Below are 22,896 nucleotides of genomic sequence, written 5' to 3' on the forward strand. Positions count from 1 at the left end.
AGCTTGTCGACATGGGTGGACTGATGGTACTGTGGAGATGGAGATGCTGTTCTTTTTGAGAGGGAGGGCGAGTGTGTCGCTTGAGAGATAGACGGCTTCCACCGCCGCATCGTCGGACAGCATGGTGCAGACGATATCGCAGTCCGTGAAGTCTTGCAGAGATTGGGCCTGAGTTGCTCCGTTCGCAACGAGGGCTGCCGCCTTTTCCGGGGAGCGATTGTAGACCTTCAGCTCGTGCTCCTTGTTGATGCGCTGGGCCATACCCAAACCCATTGCGCCGAGGCCGATAAATCCGATGATCATTGTCTCACTCCTGACTGGCTCTGCTGGCGGCAGATTAAGCTGGCGGAGTGTTGCAAGGCGTTTCGTGGACTTGCTGAATTTGAAGAAATGTATCTTGAAGCGCGTTTGGGAGGAGAGGATGCAGGTGCTTCTTGTCTTCGATCACGCGTGGTATCACGGGGGCTTTACTTGAAGTTTAGGGAGTTTCGCAGCTAAGTCATAGGCAATATTGGTAGAGATTACCGTAACCCTTACCTGCTGGGAGATGGCAGCATGAACATTATTCATAGGCCTGAATGGATTATTCCGGAAAGAGAAGCGACACCTGAGGATGTGTTCTTCAACCGGCGCAGGTTTATGAAAGGCTTGGGTGCCGTAGGCCTCGGTCTGGCAGCTGGCGGCGGTGGCCTTGTCAGCAGCGTGTTTGCTCAAGAGGGCAAAGATCCGACGCTCGACCTTTACCCAGCCAAGCAGAACCCTGACTTTACGCTTAAACGCGCGATTACGCCTGAAAGCGTAACTTCGGTTTACAACAACTTCTATGAGTTTGGATCTCACAAGCGCATTTCTGGTGCTGCGCAGGCGCTGAAGATCCGTCCTTGGGCGATCACCATTGATGGTCTGGTCGATAACCCGCAGACCATCGACTTTGATGATCTGGTGCGCAAGATGCCATTGCAGGAGCGTCTGTACCGTCACCGCTGCGTGGAAGCGTGGGCGATGGCTGTGCCGTGGACTGGTTTCCCGCTGGCGGAGCTGGTGAAGTACGCTGGGCCTCAGAACGGTGCCAAATACATTCGCTTTGAGACCTTTGAAGATTCCGACGTGGCCAGTGGTCAGCGTCAGTTTTGGTATCCATGGCCTTACGTTGAAGGTGTGACCATGGATGAAGCGATGAACGACCTGGCGTTTGTTGCGACTGGTATCTATGGCAAGCCGCTGCTGAAGCAGTATGGCGCGCCGATCCGTCTGGTGATGCCGTGGAAGTATGGCTTCAAATCCATCAAGTCCATCGTGAAGATCACCTTCACTGATGAGCGTCCAGTCAGCTTCTGGGAAAAGATTGGCCCAAGCGAGTATGGCTTCTGGGCGAATGTGAACCCTGAAGTGCCGCATGCGCGCTGGTCTCAGGCAACTGAGCGTTTGTTGGGAACGGATGAACGTGTGCCGACACAGCTGTTCAACGGCTACGCAGAGCAGGTGGCGCACCTTTACAAAGATCTGCAAGGGCAAGACCTCTACAAGTAAGAGGCACTCCCACGAGCTTTAGAAGAGGCCTGAGCGATATTCGCTTAGGCCTTTTTTGTTGGTGCATTCCGGTGCGCAGTTGTAGCTGCGTTTTGGTGAAATCGCCCGGATACTCAAGGGGTTTTGATGATTGCAGCTTTGGGCAGGACTGAACTGGAAGGATAAACTGCCTGATGCTGTGGATAATTGAAAAGCGGCGTGTCCTCGTCAAAAGAGGAATCAGTCCAGGCCGCTTTTATTCTGCCGGAATGTGCAAAGTGATTTGGGTGCTCATGCGCTCTGCCTTGTCGGCTTCGCTGATGGCGTGGGAGATTTCGCCATAGATTGCAAAAAGTGCGCAGGCAACCAGAGTGTAAAATGCTTTTCTCAGGTCATTCACATCCACTACCTCGGATATTTGCCAATAGGTATGATTCGATAAGTAAAGGATGCAAGGTGATTTGTAATTTCGCTGATTAGGGGTGGTGAAATTTCATTGTTTGAAGATTTACCTAGGAAATTTATAGTTAATTCAAGTTTATTTTGCAGAAATTACTAGTTTTGATGGTTTGGGAATACCTCGAATCTAACGGGTTTTCCCTTAGTTGGGCTGCGCAATAGCCTGTTGAATCCGCATGTCTCTGCGTGCATCTGAGATAGTTGATTTTTTAGTTTGCTCAAAAAGTAAGCGGGCCTGGTCTGTTGTTGGGCAGCGTGATTTCGGTGCTGGTGGAGCGGCACTTTTCGAGTCTCCATATTTCTCAAAAACCACATAGAGAACAGCTGATTAGGCTTGGAGCTGGCTTTAAGTGCCTTGAAGTGTGGTGGGCTTTTGAAGAGTTCGCTGGCTAAAAAACCAAGGAAGCCCCTTGGTCACTTTAGCGATTTGGCAAAAAAAAACCGGACCATGCGGTCCGGTTTAGAAGTGATGAATGATAAAGCACCTAATGGGTGCAATCACCTTCCAGAGGGGAACAGTTGATCGAATGTTGGAGCCACTGGGAGGAGAGGTGTGGCAGCAACTGATCAACAGCAGGTGTATATATGCAGTGCAGCGCCGAAACAGCAATCCTTAATTTTTGCATTGCAGCTATGCATTTTGTGAAGGGCTTGAGGCGCTCGGAACTTCCTTGCAGGATCTGACAACTATCATAAAGCTAACTCTGCGTAAGATATTGTCATTTCGGGATGTGCAGGCCTCAAAAAAGCCTCTCATGTTGCTTGAGAGGCTTCAAAAGAGATCCGAAATATTTTTTATTTTGCGGTGCAAAACTTCTGGTTGATTCCACTGAGGAGGCTAATCAAGCCAAATCAGTTCTTTTGCGGAGCCTGAACTGCGTTTTGAACTAGTGAGTCCAGCGTTCTGCGTAGGAGACGAGGAAGTCTCTGAAGGCGGTCACGCGGGCAGTGTTCTTCAACTCGGACGGATACACAAAGTAAGTGTCGAAGCTTGGCAGCTCTTCCTGCGTGACGGACATGACGCGTTTGATACCAGCACCGGGCTCAACCATGTAGTCCGGCAGGATCGCGATGCCCACGCCGGTCTGAACGGCTTTCTTGATGCCAGAGAGGTTGTTTACGCGCAGGGAGACGTCTCGACGCTCACCGTTTGGCAGGCCAGCAGTTGCGAGCCAGTTCATGGCGCGCAGGTAAGAGGCCATGTTGTCTCCGATGGTGATCAGGCGGTGATGGTCCAAATCGTCTATGGTGCTCGGGCTGCCATAGCGCTCAATGTATTTTGGCGAAGCGTAAACGTGGAAGTGCACCGTGAAGAGCTTGCGCTGGATAAGGTCCGGCTGGGTTGGCTGGCGCAGGCGGATGGCCACGTCGGCCTCACGCATGCCCAGATCCAGCTCATCGTCCATACAGATGATTTCCAGACGCATGTCCGGATAAAGATCCACGAACTCGTTGACGCGAGCGGTGAGCCAGGTTGAGCCGAGACCCACGGTGGTGGTGACACGGAGCGTGCCGCTCGGCTTTTCCTTGGTGTCTGTCAGGCGGGACTGAACGGTTTCCAGTTTCAGTAGAACTTCACGAGCGGTTCTGTAAAGAAGCTCGCCTTGCTCAGTCGGGATCAGTCCGCGCGCATGACGGTGGAAGAGGGGGACACCCAACTCAGCTTCAAGGGCACTCACCTGACGGCTGACAGCCGACTGGCTCATGTTGAGAGCTTCGCCTGCATGGGTAAAGCTTCCTGCCTGTGCTGCTGCATGAAAAATTCGCAGCTTGTCCCAATCTAAAGAACGGCCTGGCATCTGCTTTCCCCCAATCTTCCCAGTTTGTTATTCAGCTGCTTCGGTTTTAGCTTCCAGAGCTGCCAGATAGCGTTCTGCTTCCAGTGCAGCCATACAGCCCATTCCTGCTGCTGTTACAGCCTGACGGTAGTGCTCGTCTGTCACGTCGCCAGCTGCGTACACACCCGGAATGGAGGTCTGAGTTGAATCAGCTTCGGTCCAAATGTAACCGGATTCCTTCATCTTTACCTGATCTTTAACAAGATCAACCGCTGGAGCGTGTCCGATTGCGATGAATACGCCGTCAGTGGACATCTCGGTGGTTTCACCGGTCTTGCGGTTTTTCAGGCGAACGCCGGTCACAACAGCTGGGCTTTCGGTGCCGAGGATTTCTTCTACCTGGGTATCCCAGACCACTTCGATCTTCTCGTTTTTGAAGAGACGGTCCTGAAGGATCTTTTCGGAGCGCAGGGCATCACGGCGGTGAACCAGAGTGACCTTGCTTGCGAGGTTTGCGAGGTAAAGCGCTTCTTCAACAGCGGTGTTGCCGCCGCCGACTACAACAACTTCTTTGCCGCGGTAGAAGAAACCGTCACAGGTCGCACATGCGGACACGCCGCCAGCCTGATACTTTTCTTCGGATGGCAGGCCGAGCCATTTTGCCTGTGCACCGGTTGCGACGACGAGCGCGTCTGCGGTGTAGATGGTGCCGCTGTCGCCCTTCAGTTCAAACGGACGCTTGGACAGGTCAGCTTCCAGAATGGTGTCGTAATCGATCTTGGTGCCGACGTTTTCTGCCTGTTTGCGCATTTCTTCCACCAGCCATGGACCTGAATCGGATCAGCAAAGCCTGGGTAGTTTTCCACGTCGGTGGTGATGGTCAGCTGACCGCCGGTTTGCACACCTGTGACCAGGAGCGGCTCCAGCATTGCGCGCGCGCCATAGATGGCGGCGGTGTAGCCTGCAGGACCGGATCCTACGATCAAGAGTTTGGTGTGCTTAACAGTCATTTCCTCAGAACCTTTAAATTCGTGCGCGCTTGGATAGTACCAGTGCAGTGTTAGGGAGGGGTTCTATCCGCTCGCTTGCTTTTGTTCAATCGCTTTGGATATGGCATCCGCAATATCCGGTGTTGCGTCTATCGGTTCATAAGTAGGTGCTAATATGTCTCCGGGGAAGGGATGAAGTACTCCCAAACCCTCCATTTTTGATAAAAACCTATCAAACTTCTTGTGAGCACCTGTTGGACGGAAGCCGTAAATAGGCTTTCCGGTGGCTGCGGCTTCCCCCACCATGTTGGTGGAGTCCGTTGTAACAACAATGATTTCTGCGTTGGCCAGATACTGAACGATTGGGTTTTCGCCCTCACCATTCCAGAACAAGTTGCCTTCAGATCTGCCAAGGTCGTGCAGCTCGGTTGCCAGCTCGCGTGGGGTGCGGCGGGAACAGGTGATCATGAGAGAATGGGTCTGCGACAGATTTTTAAGTGCGGCGAGAAGCGTGTTGATATTTTCGGGCGTAAAGGTGTGGTGCTGGGAGTTGCCACCAATCAACACGGCTGCTTTCGGCTGTGGCAGGGCAGTGATTTGCTCAAGCGGATTTTCGCGAGCTTCCTGCAGCTTTTGTGCGGAAAAACGATGAGGTGACGTAAGTGTTGTTACTATGTTTTCTCCGGAAATTCCGTCGTGTTCCGGCGCCCAGACAAAATCAGCAAATTTGCTGTTGATCTTTGGGTCCTTCAGGAAAACAGTAAAGGTCTGGCCCTTGGAAAGCCGCTTTAGTGCGCGTAAGTAGGGCACCGCTCTGCGCCCGGATGCAATCGCGACCGCGGGATATGGGGGTGCAAGCGGGCTTTCTGGCTTATGTGGTGCGTCTTTGGGATCTATCGGACCCCATGGCATTGCGTAGGTAAAAAGCTTGCGGGGGGCAACTATTCGAATTTCGTAGGGCAGGTCCAAAGCTTCGGCGACGCCGATGCATTGCGCTACATCTCCGATTTTGCCATCTGTTAAAACCCACAGGTTTTGCGACATTTTGTTCCCCCAGCTTTCGGGAAGTGTCTGCAAAATGCTATTTGTTGATATAGTCTGTCGCAAATAAGCAATAAACTAGCATTTTGCCTAACTTCGTGTTTTAGGCAGTGTTGTAAAACAGGTTAACTGTTAATCCAATAGGACAAGCAAAGGAGACGAGCTTGAAAGCGCGTCTGGATTCGATCGACTGGCAAATTTTGAAGGAGCTGCAGGGAGACGGCCGCATTACCAATGTTGAGCTGGCTCGTCGTGTAGGAATTTCTGCGCCTCCATGTTTGCGCAGGGTTCGAGCCCTGGAAGAAGCAGGACTCATTCGCGGCTACCGCACTCTACTTGATGAGAAACAACTGGGATATGAAGTCACCGCCTTTGTGATGGTTGGATTGCATAACCAAACAGAGAATGATCTCGTCGCTTTTGAAGCGCAAGTCAAGGAATGGCCATTGGTTCGGGAGAGCTACATGGTTTCCGGTGAAGTTGACTTCATCATGCGCTGTACTGCCAAGGATCTGGAGACCTTCCAGAACTTCATTATTCGCGATGTGACCTCCACCAAAAATGTGGATCACGTTCGCACAGCACTGACCATCCGCCGTATCAAGGATGAGCCAAATGTGCCAATCGACAAGCCTGAATATTTCTAGGCTTTCGATATTGGGAGAACTTGCAAACGGCCTTCGCGTAGGAAGGCCGTTTTTTTATGCGCAATTACGTCCACTTGCCGACAGTGATTGTCACCATCCTGCTGTTGTAAAGCCCTTCAGTGCGGTTTGAGCCTGTTTAGCGCATCTCTGATGCCTCCTATCACAATACGACAGTACAAGGCACCCCAGAGGGGATTTATCGGCGTGTTTATGCCTAGTGGGTGTCGTGTGAAAGCGGGATGCCTGCGCATAGAAAAACGGCCCTCCGTATGGAAGGCCGCTTAATTTTTCAGTTTGTGGTCGCAAGCCGTCAGATGGTGCGGATGCTGGTGAAGAATTGGGAGATTTCTTCGGACATTGCTTCGCTCTGCTGGCTGAGTTCTGTTGCGGCGCTGGTCGCGGTGGCAACGGCACGCTTGGATTCTTCCGCAGTGGCGAGGATGTTGCTCAGCTCGTTGGTCACGCCTCGTGCATTTTGAGAGGCAGACTGAATGCTGGATGAGATCTCGTTGGTAGCCACAGTCTGCTGATCGACGGCATCGGCGATCGCTGTTGCGGTGGAGCTGACTTCCTCAATCTTCTGGGAGATTGCGGAGATCTCTTCCACACAGCGGCGGGTTTCGCTCTGGATTGCGCTGATCTTGGAGGCGATCTCGTCGGTTGCCTGACCGGTCTGGCTGGCAAGATCTTTCACTTCGCTTGCCACAACAGCAAAGCCGCGACCTGCTTCACCCGCACGGGCTGCCTCAATGGTAGCGTTGAGTGCGAGGAGGTTGGTCTGTTCTGCGATTGCGCTGATCAGTTCGGTGACGGCGCCGATCTCGTTAGTTGCGGTCTGCAGACCAAGAACGGTGTCGTTGGTGCGCTCAGCGTCCTTGGACACGGTACGGGCGGTTTCTGCAGAGCGGCTGACCTGACTGCCGATCTCTGAGACGTTGGCAGACATCTCTTCAACTGCAGCGGCGCCGGAGTGAACGTCAGAAGCGGTGTAGTCAGCGGACTGGCTGGCGGCTTCTGCTGCCATCTGGCTCTGTTCAGAGGTTTCGCGCAGGGTGAGAGCGGAGTTCTCAACGCGTGAGCCTACTTCGCCGGTCAGTTCCATACGCTTGCTGATGGTCTCTTCGAAGGAGTTGATGGCGTTTTCCAGACGGCTGGTGCGCTCATCACGCTCTTCGGTGTAGTGACGATGGTAGGCTGCAACAGCCTGACCCATGTCGAACATGACTGCCTTCTGAAGTGCAATCAAACTGCGGGAGAGGCGGCCCGGAGAAAAGCGCATCTTGCTGGCAAGGACTTTGGTCAGCTCTTCGAGGATAAACGTATAACCACCTATATACCAATCCGGCTCAAGGTCGGTGTACACGTGAGCGCGGCCAATCTTGTCGACGCGTTCCATGTAGGTGGAATCAAAGCCTGCGGTGAAGAGGATCTTCCAGTGGCTGGCTTGAGCGGACTTCAAGCCAGGGACTTTGCCCGCAACTTTCTTTTTCAGCTCAGGATCAAGCTGAACGTGGTTGTAAAAATCACTTAAAATCTGGGTCAGGTGGCCTTCAACAAGCGGCCAGAGATCTGAAAGTGTTTGTATGGTCTGACTATCGATTTTGAAAAAACCGAGCTGGCTTTTCAGACCTGAAAATGAATTGGTGGTCATGGCAGCAAATTTCCCGTCAATTTGTCGAGTTCATTTGCATTTACAAGGGTTAACAGTAGGTAGATTTATCTATGCTAAATTTCGAATATATACCCAAAATTGTGTGAGTAAGCGCAGATTGTGATGGGATATGAGCTTTTTAGGAGGGCTTGTGTGCCAGATTGTCGCAGATTCCTGCGGCTTTTTCGGCTGTTTGAAGTAAACGCGTTAACTTATCAAAAAACCGATTATCTGTTCTGCAATTAGTGGATAACCCGTGCGGGTTGCATAAAAAATGCCGCACGAGGCGGCACTTTTATTTCTTGAAATCATAGGGAGCTAAATTGCTTCAAAGATTATCTCAGTTCATGAGAAGCTTTGAATCGATGAATTCAGCTCTATAATTTACTTAACCGAATTCGACTTCGACGATCTCGTAACCGCGTGCGCCACCTGGTGCCGCAACTTCAACGCTGTCGCCAACGGACTTGCCGATGAGCGCGCGAGCGATTGGGGAGGAGATGGAAATACGGCCACGTTTCACGTCAGCTTCAACATCGCCAACGATCATGTATTTCTTCTCTTCCTCGGTATCTTCGTCAACGAGAGATACGGTTGCACCGAACTTTACAGTGTCGCCGCTGAGTTTGGTCAGATCGATGACTTCTGCAAGGCCGAGAAGACCTTCGAGTTCGTTGATCCGGCCTTCGTTCAGGCTCTGCTGTTCTTTCGCTGCGTGGTATTCCGCATTCTCAGAGAGATCGCCGTGAGCACGGGCTTCGGAAATGGCTGCGATAATGCGCGGGCGTTCTCCGGTTGTGCGATGCTTAAGCTCTTCTGTGAGCATCGCATAACCTTCAGGCGTCATAGGTACCTTTTCCATGGCTCGTACACCTTTCTAACGTTGTGGTGGTGTGGCCCATCACACTAAAAAACTGACCGGGCTGAGCGACCCCAACCCGGACCTGTTAAGCTATCTTAGCAAAAGTAAGATTGTAGGGACCTTACTTCAAGCGTTTTCGCGCGGAAAGCTTCAATGCCTTGAGCTGCTGCTACGGCTCCTGCCACCGTGGTGTAGTAAGGAACCTTATTCATCAGCGCAGCTTGTCGAAGCGACCGACTATCGGAGAGTGCTTGCGCGCCTTCGGTTGTGTTGAAGACGAGCTGAACCTCACCATTCTTGATAGCATCAACGATATGCGGACGCCCTTCAAGCACCTTGTTGACCTTTGCGCACGGGATGCCTTGGTTTTCCAAGTATCTTTGTGTGCCCTCGGTGGATATAATGGAAAATCCTGATGCGACTAGTTTCTTGGCAGCCTCAAGAATTTTCGGTTTGTCTGCATCTTTCAAGGAGATGAAGACGGTTCCACCTTCCGGAATAACGGTGCCGCCGCCGAGCTGAGACTTGGCGAATGCGAAGGAGAAGTCTGTGTCCAGACCCATGACTTCACCAGTGGAGCGCATTTCCGGGCCGAGGACCGTATCAACGCCTGGGAAGCGAGCGAATGGGAAGACAGCTTCCTTAACCGCCACGTGATCCAGCTTCTTAGGCTTCAGATCAAAGGCTGACAGTTTTTCGCCAGCCATCACGCGTGCTGCGATCTTGGCGATTGGCTCACCGATGGTTTTCGCCACGAACGGAACGGTTCTTGATGCGCGTGGGTTCACTTCCAGAACGTAGATCTCTCCGTCCTTGATTGCGAACTGTACGTTCATCAGGCCTACAACGTTCAGAGCAAGGGCAAGTTTGCGTGCCTGCTCTTCCAGTTCAGCAAGGGTTTTGTCGTCCAGTGTGTAGGCTGGCAGGGAACAGGCGCTGTCGCCGGAGTGGATACCAGCTTCTTCGATGTGTTCCATGATGCCACAGATGAAGACGTCTTCGCCGTCGCACAGGGCATCCACGTCCACTTCGATTGCGCCATCGAGATAGCGGTCAAACAGAAGCGGGTTGGTGCCGAGCAGCGTGTTGATCTGGCCGGTCTTATCATTCGGGTACTTGGCGCGCACATCATGCGGAACCAGCTCTGGCAGGGTGCCGAGCAGGTAGTTGTTGAGTGCTTCTTCGTCGCGAATGATCTGCATTGCGCGGCCACCCAGCACGTAGGATGGGCGAACAACGAGCGGCAGGCCAAGCTGGTTGGCGATCAGGCGACCCTGTTCAACAGAGTAGCAATGCCGTTCTCTGGCTGCTTCAGGTCGATCTTGTGCAGCAGGCGCAGGAAGCGATCGCGATCTTCTGCGAGGTCGATCATGTCCGGAGCGGTACCCAGAATTGGGATGCCAGCTTCTACGAGAGCTTCCGCCAGTTTCAGTGGGGTTTGGCCGCCGAACTGTACGATCACGCCCTTCAGGGTGCCTTTGGACTGCTCAAGGTGCAGGATTTCCAGCACGTCTTCGGAGGTGAGTGGTTCGAAGTACAGGCGGTCGGAGGTGTCGTAGTCAGTGGAAACCGTTTCCGGGTTACAGTTGACCATAATGGCTTCGTAGCCAGCGTCCTTCAGAGCGAAGGCCGCGTGACAGCAGCAGTAGTCGAACTCGATACCCTGACCGATACGGTTTGGACCGCCACCTAGAATAACAACCTTCTGACGCTCGCTTGGCTGTGCTTCACAGGATGGCAGGCCAGCGGTTGGTGTTTCATAGGTGGAGTACATGTAAGCGGTTGGAGAGGCGAACTCTGCCGCGCAGGTGTCGATGCGCTTGTAGACCGGCTTTACATCCAGCTCAGCGCGCAGAGCTGCGACTTTGTCGGCTGTGGTGTCTGCTAGGACTGCCAGGCGGCTGTCAGAGAAGCCCATGGCTTTGACCATGCGCATGGCTTCGGTGTTGTTCGGCAAGCCGTGCTCAACGATCTTCTGTTCCATCTCCACGATTTCCCTGATCTGCTCAAGGAACCATGGATCGATCTTACAGATGTCGTAGATCTCTTTGTCGGTGGTGCCGAGGCGCATTGCCTGTGCCACGTTGAGCAGACGGGTTGGCGTCGGCACTGCCAGTGCCTTGCGGATGGCGTTGGAGTCGTCGCCATGACCGAGGCCGTCGAGGTCGATTGGATCAAGGCCAGTGAGGCCGGTTTCCAGACCGCGCAGGGCTTTCTGCATGCTCTCTTTGAAGGTGCGGCCAATGGCCATCACTTCGCCAACAGACTTCATCGCAGTGGTCAGGGTTGGTTCAGAGCCCGGGAACTTCTCAAATGCGAAGCGTGGGATCTTGGTGACCACGTAGTCGATGGTTGGTTCGAAGGATGCTGGTGTTGCACCGCCGGTGATGTCATTTTCCAACTCGTCCAGTGTGTAGCCGACTGCCAGCTTTGCAGCGATCTTAGCGATCGGGAAGCCGGTTGCCTTGGATGCCAGAGCAGAGGAGCGGGATACGCGTGGGTTCATCTCGATGACGACCAGACGTCCGTTGTCCGGGTTCACCGCGAACTGAACGTTGGAACCACCGGTTTCCACGCCGATCTCACGCAGAACAGCAATCGAGGCGTTCCGCATGATCTGGTATTCTTTGTCCGTCAGGGTGAGGGCAGGGGCGACGGTGATGGAGTCGCCGGTATGCACACCCATTGGGTCGATGTTCTCAATGGAACAAATGATGATGCAGTTGTCCGCTGTGTCGCGAACCACTTCCATCTCGTATTCTTTCCAGCCGAGCAAGCTTTCGTCGATGAGCACCTGACCGTTTGGAGACGCATCGATACCGGAGCGAACAATCTGTTCGTACTCTTCACGGTTATACGCTACGCCGCCGCCGGTGCCGCCTAGGGTAAAGGCCGGGCGGATGATGGCAGGCAGGCCGATGCTGTCCAGCTGGCGCATGGCTTCTGCGTAGCCTGCGCCACGGTCGTATCCGGTGATGTTGCCTTCATCATCAAGGATTGGTGGAGAGGAGGCGATTGCGGCGCGTGGGTTTTCCAGGCCGATCTTGTCCATCGCTGCGCGGAACTTCTCACGGTCTTCAGCCTTGTCGATCACGTCGGCTTTTGCACCGATCATCTCGACACCGTATGCCTTCAGTACGCCTTTGCGGTCCAGCTCCAGCGCGCAGTTCAGCGCGGTCTGTCCGCCCATGGTTGGCAGGAGTGCGTCCGGCTTTTCTTTGGCGATGATCTTTTCAACGGCGTCTGCGGTGATCGGCTCGATGTAGGTTGCGTCAGCCAGATCCGGATCGGTCATGATGGTCGCCGGATTGGAGTTCACCAAGATTATTCGGTAGCCTCATCTCGCAGTGCCTTACAAGCCTGAGTTCCGGAGTAATCGAACTCACAGGCTTGACCAATCACGATGGGTCCAGCCCCGATGATCATGATAGATTGGATGTCATTGCGTTTAGGCATGGTGACTCACATATGCTCGCGTTAAAGCACCAGTGCACCCGCATGGTGCTCTGGTGTGCCCTCTATAGGAGTATGTCGGCTGAGCGCGCGTTATAAGAAATATTGGAGTAATTAGAAACCCCAACCAACGCCTATTTCCGAAATAATCCGGTTTTTTTTCTCAAGACTTAAGGGGAGTTTATTCAGCTAAAGTCGAAGTCTCTGTGGGTTTTTCACCATCAAAGTCTGCAATGCCGTGACTCAGGGCATAGCAGGCAAGGCGGACTGACTTGGGAATTTCTACCGGTTTACCGTCTCGATTGCCGTTTTCATAATATTGAATCATTCGTTTTTTTAAGCCGAGGCGTTCTGCTGCCTCTTTTTGCTTATAACCCATCGACTTGCGCCAAGCCCGAAACTGAGATGGTTTCATGATACTAACCTAATGATTCCCAGACTGAAAATTCATTGTACAGACTGCTGTATAATAATCAGCATTGGTACTATTGCATATAACAGAATACAAAAGGCGCAAAAATTGCGCTATTTACCTTGATGAGGCGCAATTTGTGCGCTTATAATTGTGGTGTATCAGGAAAACTTCTGTAAGCCTGTGCGATTGATGCACACAAAGCTGAGGTGGCTTTCCATTCATACAGCTCATTAAGGAGATACCCATGCTCAACGAACTCATCCTCTATCGGGCTAATCTGAAGGGCAAAAAGATGGATGTGCATCGGCATGCCACGTTCAGGTTTCAAATCAGACGGATCGTCAATGGCCTCTTGAAGGGCTAAACGCAAGTTCGGGTTTTAACGGCACGTCATTTTGATGTGGTGATTTGAGTGGTGGGGGTGCTGGCTGTCGCCTGATTGTTTTGGTTTGCACAAGCTGAAGAAGTTTCAATTAATGAAATTGGGTGGCCAAAATTGTGCAATGCGCATTTTTTAGTGCTTTTTGCTGGTGCGATTTTCCCAATATCCTGCCTGTTTATGTATCAGACTGCCCGTTATCCCCTCTGTACGCGAGGTAAGGTAAAAGTTTTGCAGCGCGAAAAATGAACATCCTGTTTAAAAAATGTGCAGTGCGGTCATTTGGTCGGCCAATTTTCGTTTTGCTGAGAAAGAATAAAGTCAGAGCAGATCTAAAGAAGGCGAGTAGTTAAAAGTTTTATTGTTCGTTCTCTCTATCCCTTCGTCATGTTCACATATTATAGACAATATGTAATTGACGGTTTCCTAGTATATCATCTCAGATAACGCAGGAACATCTTTGGAAAATTGACGCGAAATGTAGAATAGATCAGCGTCCTGACAAAATTAGGTGCCGGAATTTTTTCATAATACTTATCTAGTATAACTACTTATGATGTTAATTCTGATATGTCCTAGTGTATACGTTGCATTTACGAAGTAAAAAATGCGAAGGCGGGCTATATTTTATCGGTTTCCTTGTGTAGATTATGAATTGTCCAATATGAATTATCATAGATTTCGTTGAGGACTTTGAAAGTGGGGGTACTCATTCCTCACTGGGAGATGCCTGTATCCATGTTCATATGAACATGGGAAAGCTTCCGCAGTGTGAGTGGGTATCAAATGCTACTACACAAGCTAGTACAGAAGTGGGGGAGTACAAAAGTTATTAGGGGAATTCATGGAAGCACCGGGTGGGGAGCTGAAATGATGAACTTTTGTAACTCTTCTAAGGTTTAACATACAAACCACCGGGCAAATGGAAATGAACAGTATTCCTAGTAAGCTAGATGTCGCGGCAGATATCGCTGGACCAATTCGTGAGGACGATGGGGACGGTCAGCTGCTGGCAATCTCTGAGATGTCAGAGTTGTTTAGTGTAACTCTGCGTACACTTCGCTTCTATGAGGAGAAGGGCCTTCTTAATCCTGTACGTCGTGGCGCACGCCGCTTCTACAGAGGTCGTGACGTAAGCCGTATGCGCGTGATTTTGCAGGCCAAGAAGATCGGTCTGACGCTTGCAGAAGTTCGTCGCATCATCAAGCTTGTTGAGGGTTCCAGCCCTCGTGCAGACCAGCTTAAAGAACTTCAGGAAATTTGTGGTGCGCAGGAGCAGCTGCTTCATGAGCAGGAGCAAGCGCTTCAGGAACAGATTGCAGAAGTTCGTGGTGTGTCTCAGGCACTGACCAGCATGCTGGAAACAGAAGCAGCTTAATCGCTTCTTCGTTTTCTAAATATGGAACCCGGCTCCATTGGTGCCGGGTTTTTTGTTGTCCTGAGTTTGCCGTTCTCAGGTTCTCGGCAAAGAAAAAGCGGGACACTCGGCCCCGCTTTCAATCGTTTTTTACTGTCTGGTTCAGTTATGCAGCCGCTGCAGCCTTGTGGTTCTCGATCTGCTCGATGAAGCGAGAGAACAGGTAGTGGCTGTCCTGTGGGCCTGGGGAGCTTCCGGGTGGTGCTGTACTGAGAAGACAGGTGCATCTTTTACACGCAGACCACAGTTGGTGCCATCGAATAGGGAAACGTGTGTTTCTTCCACGTTGTCTGGCAGGCTACCAGCGCTCACAGCAAAGCCGTGGTTCATGCTGGTGATCTCAACCTTGTTGGTGGTGTAGTCGTGGACCGGATGGTTTGCGCCATGATGGCCCTGATGCATCTTCTGGGTTGTTCCGCCCAAAGCAAGTGCCAGCATCTGGTGGCCGAGGCAGATGCCGAAGAGTGGCAGGCCAGACTTTACCAGACCCTGAATGGTTGGAACCGCATACTCACCTGTTGCTGCTGGATCGCCAGGACCATTGGAGAGGAACACTCCGTCTGGCTTCAGCGCAAGGATGTCATCAGCTGAGGTGTTTGCAGGCACGACAGTGACACGGCAACCAGCTTCAGCCAACAGGCGCAGGATGTTACGCTTTACACCGAAGTCCATTGCAACCACGTGGTGGGCTGGCTTGTCCTGAGCGCCGAAACCGTCATTCCATTCCCAGGTGGTTTCGGTCCAGTCGTAGGTCTTCTGTGTGCTGACGCCTTTCGCAAGGTCCATGCCTTCCAGATCTGGCAGGCTGGCCGCTTCTGCTTTCAGTGCGTCCACATCAAACTCGCCTTCAGGATTATGCGCGATGACAGCGTTCTGCATGCCTTTTTCGCGGATGAGGGCGGTGAGTGCTCGGGTGTCCACGCCTGTCAGACCAACAATGCCGCGGGCTTTGAGCCAGGCATCGAAATGATTGCCAGAGCGGTAGTTGGAAGGAGTGGTGATGTCGGTGCGCAGAATCGCACCACGAACGCCATTGGTGCCTTCCATGTCTACAGTTTCGATATCATCTTCGTTGGTTCCCACATTGCCTACATGAGGGAACGTGAAGGTGATGATCTGCCCTGCGTAGGAAGGATCTGTGAGAATCTCTTCATACCCGGTCATTGCCGTATTGAAGCAGACTTCGCCGGACGCTTTTCCAAGAGCTCCAACGCCTCGGCCTTCAATGACTGTGCCATCTGCGAGAACGAGGAGGGCGGTAGGTTTGGGTGCTGACCACGCGTCTTGAGCTTTCATCACTTGCTTTCTTGATACGGTTGATGACAATATGCGTCCATCTGAAACGCACCGAAGGGACTTGACTTTGGCGCGTCACAGTCGCATCAAGGCCGGGACCATAGGAGAAGGGGTCACTCTGGTCAATATCACTCGTGTAGAAATAATCGCGCGTGAGTTACAGGAAATTAGCCTAAATCAGAAGGATGAGGCGTCTTATCCGGGATTTAGAGAGCCTCTTTTAAAGTTTCCGCGTCAGGGTTCCTTTAGTATGTTGCGAGACAAAATAGCGAATGCGCTGAAAGCCGCGCAAGAAGACAATAACAAGAGACGTGCCGCCACGTTGCGCCTGATCACTGCCGCATCATGGACCGGGATATGGCTGCTCGTGAGCAGGGACGCGATGGCTTGAGCGAAGAAGAGCTTATGGACCTGCTGCACACCATGCTGGTACAGCGTGAGCAGGAAGCGACGCACTGTGAAGCGAGCGGCAAGGTTGAGCTTGCTGTACAGGAGCGCGAGGAAGCGGAAATGATCCGTGAGTTCCTGCCTTCTCAGCTGAGCGAGTACGAAATGAAGCTTGTTTGTCAAACAGTTGTCGAGTGCGTTGAAGCGCGCGGACTGCGTGATATGGGCCGCTGTATGGCCGAGCTTAAAGAGCGTTATCCTGGCCAGATGGACTTTGCGAAGGCCAGCTGCATGGTCAAGCAAATGCTCCGTGCTCCGCAATAAATCCGTATTTCCGGAGCACTTTTAGGTCGCCGCGTCGTCATGATGCGGCTTTTCTTTTTTCCTGAAGCAAATTCATGCGTTAAGCCAGTGTTCTGGGGGTTTTGCTGGCTTCTCCGGGGGGACATGGTTATAAAATAGCCATCCCAGCTGCTTTCGGGCCAGAACCACACTATGGACTACTATGCGCTTTGATCAGCTCTTCCTTGATGACATTCGCAACCGCGTTTCGCTTACGGACGTGGTGGGGCGACGTGTAACCTGGGATCGACGCAAATCGCAGCCCGGAAAGGGCGACTACTGGGCCTGCTGTCCCTTCCATTCTGAGAAGTCTCCAAGCTTCCACGTGGATGAGCGCCGCAACCGCTATAAGTGCTTTGGTTGTGGTGAAAGTGGAGATCATTTCAAGTTTCTGATGGAGACAGAGGGCCTCAGTTTTCCTGAAGCTGTGGAAGAATTGGCCGGTTTGGCAGGAATCGCCATGCCAGCGCCAGACCCTCAGGCCGCAAAACGTGCTGCTAAGCGCAATACACTGACTGATGTCTGTGAGATGGCGGCGCGGTATTATCGCCATATGTTCCAGTCTGCAGAAGGCCGTGCTGCGCAAGAGTATGTGCAGCGGCGCGGTTTGTCGGCAGAGACGCTGAATGAGTTTCAGTTCGGGTTTGCGCCTCCGGGCCGCGACAACCTGAAAAAGGCTTTGATGGCGAAAGACATCAGTGAAGCTGAACTGATTGAGGTTGGCCTGCTGATCAAGCCGGATGATGGCCGTCCTTCTTATGACCGTTTTCGCAACCGCCTTATGATCCCGATCCACGATGATCGCGGCAGAGCGGTGGCGTTTGGTGGCCGAACGATGGATCCGGATGGGCAACCGAAGTATCTGAACTCACCGGAAACACCACTCTTCCATAAAGGGACGATGCTGTTCAATGCTCACCGCGCCCGCCAGCCTGCTTATGAAGCCGGGCAGGCGATTGTGGTGGAAGGGTATATGGATGCCATCGCTCTTTGGCAGGCGGGTATGAAAGGCACGGTCGCGAGCCTTGGTACTGCGTTCACTGAAGACCAGATCATGCGGCTCTGGAAGTTTGCCGATGAGCCGGTGATCTGTTTCGATGGTGACGTGGCCGGTATCTCCGCTGCGCATAGAGCCGTTGATCGTATTCTGCCTGTGCTGACCAGTGGCAAGTCCTTCCAGTTTGCGTTTCTGCCAGACGGGCAGGACCCGGATGATGTGATCAACGCTGGTGGCACCTCTGCCATGTATGGTGAGCTGGAGAAAGCGCTGCCGCTTTCTGAGGTTGTCTGGCAGCGTGAGAGTGAGCATGCGCGGATTGATACGCCAGAGCGCAAGGCGGCTCTTGAGAAGGCCGTTGAAGATCTGGTGGGCACCATCAAGGATGAACGCGTTCAAAAGCGCTACCGGATGGACCTGCGCCTTAAGCTCTCCAATCTGTTTTATGAGGAGAGCCGTCGGAACCACGGGCAGGGCGGTGGCCGTGACGGTGGCTGGCGTGGCCCGCAAGGTGGCAATGATCGTGCTTCTCTGGCCAAGGTGGAAGCGCCGGATACGCCAGCTTATGGCGTGGAGCGCAGCTTCTGCACCATGTGCCTGATGTATCCGGAACTGTTTGAACGTCACTTCGAACGCATTTCGCAGCTGACCTATTCCAACGAGCTGCACTCCATGTTCATGGCGGCATTGGTGCGGATTGCCACCGATCTTGCTGAAGGAGCCGTCACGCAGATCTATAACAAGCTGGATGAGCGGTTCTATCAGATACTTCAGGAAGCCATTGTTAGCTCGAAGAGCGAGGATGATGGTAGCAAGAGCACAACGCTGCGGCGTTGGGATGCGCTGACCAACCGTCTGCAGATCCTGAAAGAAGATCCGCCGGAAGACTTCGTAGAGATGCTGTTCCTGAACTACGCCGATATGCTTGAGTTGCGCATGTTGGAGTTGGAGCTTGAGCATGAGACGCGGGCGATGGAGCAGGATCTGACAGAAGAAAGCTGGAGCCGTTTTCAGGCTTTGCAGCAGGATCTGTCTCGCCGCCGTGAGGAATGTTTGCGTGATGAGCAGGAGCTGGCAGAGCGTGCCGCCAAGATGCGCTCTACGAAAAGTTCCGTTCTTGCATAACGTCTGAAGCGGAATTTCTGGTCAATTTGTCGGTTCACCCTGCGGGATTGGGTGATGACAACTTGAGGTAGATTTGTGATAGAAGAGCTGTTGTTTTTCAAAGTTATCCAGAAAAACTGGCAATGATCTGTCCAAAATCCCCCAGAATCAGATTGACCAAGCCGAATCGCCCTTGCGAATCACAAAAGGCGAGCTACATACACTAAGTCAGACAGCCGATACGAGCGCCCGTAGACCACAGATGTCACTAGAGCGGCGAAATCATAGTCGGATAATCAGCGCTGTCGATGCCTGGAATGTGCCGGAGACGGCCTAAAACGGTAGGGATGCCGGTGAGCACTCCTGCCCGTATGTGTTTTGGGTTTTCAATTCCGTGAAAACATTTTGATACCAGGGTTAAGTCAGGTTTAAGGGACTTTGCGTTAAACCCCAAAGTCAAATGTGATTCAAATGCTACCTGTGTGGGTTCATGCACGGGGGCGATGGGTTGCGTAACGCAATAGTTCGCTGGCGCACGACCAGCGACTTTGGAGCAGAATATGGCGACGAAGGCGACACAAGCTGAAGATACGCAGGAACCGGCAGGCGCAGAAGGACAAGATGGTCCTCTCTTGGATTTGTCGGTCGCCGCCGTCAAGAAAATGATCAAGACCGCAAAAAAACGCGGTTACATCACTTATGACGAACTGAATGAAGTTCTTCCTCCTGATCAGGTGAGCTCTGAGCAGATTGAAGACACCATGTCGCTTCTTTCTGAAATGGGCATCAACGTTGTTGAGGCGGAAGATGCGGAAGAGGGTAAAGAGGAAGAGGATGCACCGGCTGCTGTAGATGGCGGTGAGCTGGTTGTTGCGTCTTCAACTGCTGTTACCAAGACTTCCACTGCTAAAGAACCAACTGACCGTACCGATGATCCGGTGCGTATGTACCTGCGCGAGATGGGCTCTGTTGAGCTTCTTTCCCGTGAAGGTGAAATTGCGATTGCAAAGCGCATTGAGGCTGGCCGTGAGGCTATGATCTCTGGTCTTTGCGAAAGCCCGCTGACCTTCCAGGCGATTATCATCTGGGGTGAGGAACTGGCCGAAGGCAAAGTTCTGCTGCGTGACATTATTGATCTGGATGCGACGTACTCTGGTCCTGGTGATGCAGGTGGTCCGTCTGATGATGATCTGTCCGAGCAGGAAGAAGCCGGTGAGGGTGAAGTTCCTGAAGCGGTTCGCCAGAAGGAAAAAGAAGAAGCCCGCAAGCGCAAGGAAGAAGAAGCACGCAAAGCCAATGGCGCTGCTGCTCCAGCTCCTGCAGCTGATGGCGCTCAGGGTGAGCAGACCGGCGAAGGTGGCGAATCTACTGACGACGATGACGACGAGTACGAGGCAAACGTTTCTCTTTCCGTGATGGAAGCAGAGCTGAAGCCTATGGTCGTTGAGATCTTTGACAAGATCACCGAGGACTACAAGAAGCTGCGTAAGCTTCAGGATCAGCTGGTTGAAAACAAGCTGGCCAACAAAACACTGTCCCCGTCTCAGGAGCGTCGTTACAAGAAGCTCAAAGAAGACATTATTGCTGAAGTGAAGAGCCTGCACCTCAATGCAAACCGTATTGAGACACTGGTTCAGCAGCTGTACTCCATCAACAAAATGCTGATGGGTTATGAGGGCCGCCTGCTGCGTCTTGCAGACAGCAACGGCGTGAACCGCGCTGACTTCATCAAACACTATCAGGGTTCTGAACTGGACCCGAACTGGATCCGTAAAGTTGCAAACCTTTCTGGCCGTGGCTGGAAGAAGTTTGTGACCAACGACGGTGACATGATCCGCGAACTGCGCGGCGAGATTCAGTCCCTTGCGACTGAGACTGGCCTTGAGATCACCGAATTCCGTACTCTGGTTTCCATGGTGCAGAAGGGTGAGCGCGAAGCGCGTATCGCGAAGAAGGAAATGGTGGAAGCGAACCTTCGTCTCGTTATCTCCATTGCCAAGAAATACACCAACCGTGGCCTGCAGTTCCTGGATCTCATTCAGGAAGGTAACATTGGCCTCATGAAGGCGGTAGACAAGTTCGAATACCGCCGCGGTTACAAGTTCTCCACCTATGCGACCTGGTGGATTCGTCAGGCGATCACCCGATCCATCGCGGATCAGGCACGCACCATCCGTATTCCGGTGCACATGATCGAGACGATCAACAAGATCGTTCGTACCTCTCGTCAGATGCTTCACGAGATTGGCCGTGAGCCAACTCCGGAGGAGCTCTCTGAAAAGCTGCAGATGCCGCTTGAGAAGGTTCGTAAGGTGCTGAAGATCGCTAAGGAGCCTATCTCCCTTGAAACACCGATTGGTGACGAGGAAGACAGCCATCTTGGTGACTTCATCGAGGATAAAAACGCCATCCTGCCGATTGATGCGGCAATTCAGGCGAACCTTCGTGAGACCACGACCCGCGTTCTGGCATCGCTCACACCTCGTGAAGAGCGTGTTCTGCGCATGCGCTTCGGTATCGGCATGAACACCGACCACACTCTGGAAGAGGTTGGTCAGCAGTTCTCCGTTACCCGTGAGCGTATCCGTCAGATTGAAGCGAAAGCCCTGCGCAAGCTGAAGCACCCAAGCCGCTCCCGCAAACTGCGGAGCTTCCTGGACAGCTAACCCGCTGCACTGGTTGAGAATTAAGAAGCCGGTCTCCGAGAGGGGGCTGGCTTTTTTGTTGGGTGCTTATTGCGGAGGGAGCTGGAGGATGAGCTTCTTGTTCAGCTCAAGAGCCTGATTGTTGCCACGCAAAGCCTCATCCAACTGGTTTTGCAGCTTTTGTGTTTCTCTGCTCTGCAGGAGTTCGTCCTGAGCGGAGGGTGATGGCAAGGGAATAAAGGACGGTCTTCGTCGGTCTATGGCCCCGTTCGGTGTGATTGGTGAAGGGCTCTGCAACAATGTGCTGTTGAGTTGGCTAACTTGCTTCTTCAAGGTATCAATCTCAATCTTGGCGGAGGAAAGCGCTGCATTACTTTGCTTCAATGCATTTTCCTGCTCATCCAGAACCAGCTTAAGACCAGCGATGTTGAACTCTGAGATCTTCCAGCCTGCCTTCTTCAGGTGAGCTTTGATGCGCATTCCTGTTTCTTCTGGGTAGGTGAACGCAGCCAGCAGGAAAATGGCGATGACCAGCAGAAAGAAGGCTTTAATCGCGGAAGCTACTGTCTCTATGAAGTGTGCCATGTCAGATTTTCCGATCCTGCAATCGTCAAAGATGTGTGCAGCTTGCCGGAGAACTTGAAGGGAGCCTACTGTCATTTGTTAGGGAGGCCACCGCTTGGTGATACGATCTCCTGAGAATGCGCTGGAGATGCGTTGTACACTCAGGCTGTCTTTGTCCGAGTAATTGCTGAGTTGGTTTAGTTTGTGATCAAAGTCTGAAGTAAAGAAGGAGGGCACAATGTCCCTCCAACTAAACTTGAAGATCGGTAATTTTAGTATGGCAGTTCCCAGTCCCAACTGAATGCATTGGGGGCGATTAGAGCTGCATCAATGCCTTTGAGTAAAAAGCTATCGCCATTATATTCGACTAGTGTACCATCGCCTACATCGGTGATCACAAAATCTGGATAATCAGGTGGTGGTCCGGCTGGGATGTTTATTTTATCAATGCCGACTTCAAAGTCTGTGATTATATCGTTCCCCATACCTTCTCTGAAGTTAAATAGATCAGACCCAGCTCCACCTGTCAGAATATCTGTGCCGGCTCCACCCTCGATGTGATTGTCTCCATCATTTCCAATTATCGTATTATCTTCAGAGTTTCCGATTGCATAGTTATCTGCTGTCCCAGTCAAGGTGAGATCTTCAATATTGTCAGTGAGCTTAAATGAAACACCACTAATGATAGTATCGATTCCTGAGTTATCAGCTTCAATTATAGTATCTCCGGCGTTATCGACGAAATAAGTGTCGTTTCCTTCTCCACCGTTGAGGATGTCGTTTCCATCGCCCCCGATGAGCGTGTCGTTTCCATCGCCCCCGTTGAGTGTGTCGTTTCCTCCAGCGCCAGTTAACGTGTCGTTTCCGGCACCTCCGTCTAAATGGTAGTTTATTTTGTTGCTGTTGCCTTTGACGCGATCATTCATCTCCGCCCCTACGAAGCGCTCAAATCCGTACCATG

At 52.3% G+C, this 22,896-nt stretch carries 16 protein-coding genes and 3 pseudogenes; 7 read left to right on the forward strand and 12 right to left on the reverse strand.

The window, feature by feature from the left end:
• Positions 1-303, reverse strand: a 303-nt coding sequence (locus JCM12308_RS26485; protein ID WP_208978964.1) for an NAD(P)-binding domain-containing protein, incomplete at its 3' end; no start/stop codon positions are given.
• A gap of 252 nt (positions 304-555) precedes the next feature.
• On the opposite strand from JCM12308_RS26485, the gene msrP reads away from it, so the two are divergent.
• A complete protein-coding gene (gene msrP / locus JCM12308_RS26490) occupies positions 556-1,530 on the forward strand; it encodes a protein-methionine-sulfoxide reductase catalytic subunit MsrP (RefSeq protein WP_014286693.1) in 975 nt (324 codons plus the stop codon).
• 235 nt (positions 1,531-1,765) lie between these two features.
• On the opposite strand, the gene JCM12308_RS28430 is transcribed toward msrP, so the two are convergent.
• The 4 genes and pseudogenes from JCM12308_RS28430 to JCM12308_RS26505 form a co-directional block, all read right to left on the reverse strand.
• Entirely contained in the window at positions 1,766-1,909 is a 144-nt protein-coding gene (locus tag JCM12308_RS28430; protein WP_162097435.1) for a hypothetical protein, read from the reverse strand.
• Between the two features lie 946 nt (positions 1,910-2,855).
• A complete protein-coding gene (locus tag JCM12308_RS26495; RefSeq protein WP_008548057.1) occupies positions 2,856-3,767 on the reverse strand; it encodes a LysR family transcriptional regulator in 912 nt (303 codons plus the stop codon).
• A 27-nt stretch (positions 3,768-3,794) separates the two neighbouring features.
• Positions 3,795-4,756, reverse strand: a pseudogene (gene trxB / locus JCM12308_RS26500) (thioredoxin-disulfide reductase).
• Between the two features lie 63 nt (positions 4,757-4,819).
• Positions 4,820-5,779 carry a mitochondrial fission ELM1 family protein gene (locus JCM12308_RS26505; protein ID WP_054785662.1) on the reverse strand — a complete coding sequence of 320 codons (960 nt, stop codon included), beginning with the start codon at positions 5,777-5,779 and terminating at the stop codon, positions 4,820-4,822.
• Between the two features lie 161 nt (positions 5,780-5,940).
• On the opposite strand from JCM12308_RS26505, the gene JCM12308_RS26510 reads away from it, so the two are divergent.
• The gene (locus tag JCM12308_RS26510) at positions 5,941-6,423 is read left to right on the forward strand and encodes an Lrp/AsnC family transcriptional regulator (protein WP_008547806.1); all 483 of its coding nucleotides are present in this window, start codon (positions 5,941-5,943) and stop codon (positions 6,421-6,423) included.
• 310 nt (positions 6,424-6,733) lie between these two features.
• Here the strand turns inward: JCM12308_RS26510 and JCM12308_RS26515 are convergent, their stop codons facing one another.
• The 4 genes and pseudogenes from JCM12308_RS26515 to JCM12308_RS26530 all read right to left on the reverse strand — a co-directional run bounded on the left by JCM12308_RS26515 (position 6,734) and on the right by JCM12308_RS26530 (position 12,804).
• A complete protein-coding gene (locus JCM12308_RS26515) occupies positions 6,734-8,074 on the reverse strand; it encodes a globin-coupled sensor protein (protein WP_054785663.1) in 1,341 nt (446 codons plus the stop codon).
• A 388-nt stretch (positions 8,075-8,462) separates the two neighbouring features.
• Positions 8,463-8,936, reverse strand: coding sequence for a transcription elongation factor GreA (greA, locus tag JCM12308_RS26520; protein ID WP_008547672.1), 474 nt, complete (start codon positions 8,934-8,936; stop codon positions 8,463-8,465).
• A gap of 95 nt (positions 8,937-9,031) precedes the next feature.
• A pseudogene (gene carB / locus JCM12308_RS26525) lies at positions 9,032-12,392 on the reverse strand (carbamoyl-phosphate synthase large subunit).
• 178 nt (positions 12,393-12,570) lie between these two features.
• Positions 12,571-12,804, reverse strand: a complete 234-nt coding sequence (locus JCM12308_RS26530) for a helix-turn-helix domain-containing protein (protein ID WP_008547646.1) — start codon at positions 12,802-12,804, stop codon at positions 12,571-12,573.
• A 1,307-nt stretch (positions 12,805-14,111) separates the two neighbouring features.
• Between JCM12308_RS26530 and JCM12308_RS26535 the strand changes: the two genes are divergently transcribed.
• On the forward strand, positions 14,112-14,561 hold the full coding sequence (locus JCM12308_RS26535; protein ID WP_208978965.1) for a MerR family transcriptional regulator: 450 nt from the start codon (positions 14,112-14,114) through the stop codon (positions 14,559-14,561).
• A 145-nt stretch (positions 14,562-14,706) separates the two neighbouring features.
• Here the strand turns inward: JCM12308_RS26535 and carA are convergent.
• Positions 14,707-15,896: pseudogene (gene carA / locus JCM12308_RS26540) on the reverse strand (glutamine-hydrolyzing carbamoyl-phosphate synthase small subunit).
• Between the two features lie 61 nt (positions 15,897-15,957).
• Between carA and JCM12308_RS32850 the strand changes: the two are divergent.
• The 4 genes from JCM12308_RS32850 (at position 15,958) to rpoD (ending at position 21,392) form a co-directional block, all read left to right on the forward strand.
• Positions 15,958-16,287 carry a GatB/YqeY domain-containing protein gene (locus JCM12308_RS32850; protein WP_306303384.1) on the forward strand — a complete coding sequence of 110 codons (330 nt, stop codon included), beginning with the start codon at positions 15,958-15,960 and terminating at the stop codon, positions 16,285-16,287.
• Positions 16,254-16,607, forward strand: a complete 354-nt coding sequence (locus JCM12308_RS26545; RefSeq protein WP_306303385.1) for a GatB/YqeY domain-containing protein — start codon at positions 16,254-16,256, stop codon at positions 16,605-16,607. The genes JCM12308_RS32850 and JCM12308_RS26545 overlap by 34 nt, the downstream gene beginning before the upstream one ends.
• Positions 16,608-16,788: 181 nt before the next feature.
• Positions 16,789-18,747: a DNA primase gene (gene dnaG, locus JCM12308_RS26550; protein WP_054785664.1), complete on the forward strand. Its 1,959-nt coding sequence runs from the start codon at positions 16,789-16,791 to the stop codon at positions 18,745-18,747.
• Between the two features lie 539 nt (positions 18,748-19,286).
• Positions 19,287-21,392: an RNA polymerase sigma factor RpoD gene (gene rpoD / locus JCM12308_RS26555; RefSeq protein WP_008547764.1), complete on the forward strand. Its 2,106-nt coding sequence runs from the start codon at positions 19,287-19,289 to the stop codon at positions 21,390-21,392.
• 66 nt (positions 21,393-21,458) lie between these two features.
• On the opposite strand, the gene JCM12308_RS26560 is transcribed toward rpoD, so the two are convergent.
• Together JCM12308_RS26560 and JCM12308_RS26565 are read right to left on the reverse strand one after the other, a co-directional pair.
• Positions 21,459-21,956, reverse strand: a complete 498-nt coding sequence (locus tag JCM12308_RS26560) for a hypothetical protein (RefSeq protein ID WP_128647523.1) — start codon at positions 21,954-21,956, stop codon at positions 21,459-21,461.
• Between the two features lie 251 nt (positions 21,957-22,207).
• Positions 22,208-22,896 (reverse strand): calcium-binding protein (locus tag JCM12308_RS26565; protein ID WP_280138429.1); only part of this gene is annotated, 689 nt, incomplete at its 5' end.

Origin of the sequence: Pseudovibrio denitrificans JCM 12308 (assembly GCF_001310815.1) — a bacterium.
GTDB lineage: Bacteria > Pseudomonadota > Alphaproteobacteria > Rhizobiales > Stappiaceae > Pseudovibrio > Pseudovibrio denitrificans.

Coding starts and splice junctions, on each gene's coding strand:
- msrP (WP_014286693.1), top strand. CDS start 556: ATGAACATTATTCATAGGCCTGAATGGATTATTCCGGAAAGAGAAGCG.
- JCM12308_RS26495 (WP_008548057.1), bottom strand. CDS start 3,767: ATGCCAGGCCGTTCTTTAGATTGGGACAAGCTGCGAATTTTTCATGCA.
- JCM12308_RS26505 (WP_054785662.1), bottom strand. CDS start 5,779: ATGTCGCAAAACCTGTGGGTTTTAACAGATGGCAAAATCGGAGATGTA.
- JCM12308_RS26515 (WP_054785663.1), bottom strand. CDS start 8,074: ATGACCACCAATTCATTTTCAGGTCTGAAAAGCCAGCTCGGTTTTTTC.
- greA (WP_008547672.1), bottom strand. CDS start 8,936: ATGGAAAAGGTACCTATGACGCCTGAAGGTTATGCGATGCTCACAGAA.
- JCM12308_RS26530 (WP_008547646.1), bottom strand. CDS start 12,804: ATGAAACCATCTCAGTTTCGGGCTTGGCGCAAGTCGATGGGTTATAAG.
- JCM12308_RS26535 (WP_208978965.1), top strand. CDS start 14,112: ATGAACAGTATTCCTAGTAAGCTAGATGTCGCGGCAGATATCGCTGGA.
- JCM12308_RS26545 (WP_306303385.1), top strand. CDS start 16,254: ATGGCTGCTCGTGAGCAGGGACGCGATGGCTTGAGCGAAGAAGAGCTT.
- dnaG (WP_054785664.1), top strand. CDS start 16,789: ATGCGCTTTGATCAGCTCTTCCTTGATGACATTCGCAACCGCGTTTCG.
- rpoD (WP_008547764.1), top strand. CDS start 19,287: ATGGCGACGAAGGCGACACAAGCTGAAGATACGCAGGAACCGGCAGGC.
- JCM12308_RS26560 (WP_128647523.1), bottom strand. CDS start 21,956: ATGGCACACTTCATAGAGACAGTAGCTTCCGCGATTAAAGCCTTCTTT.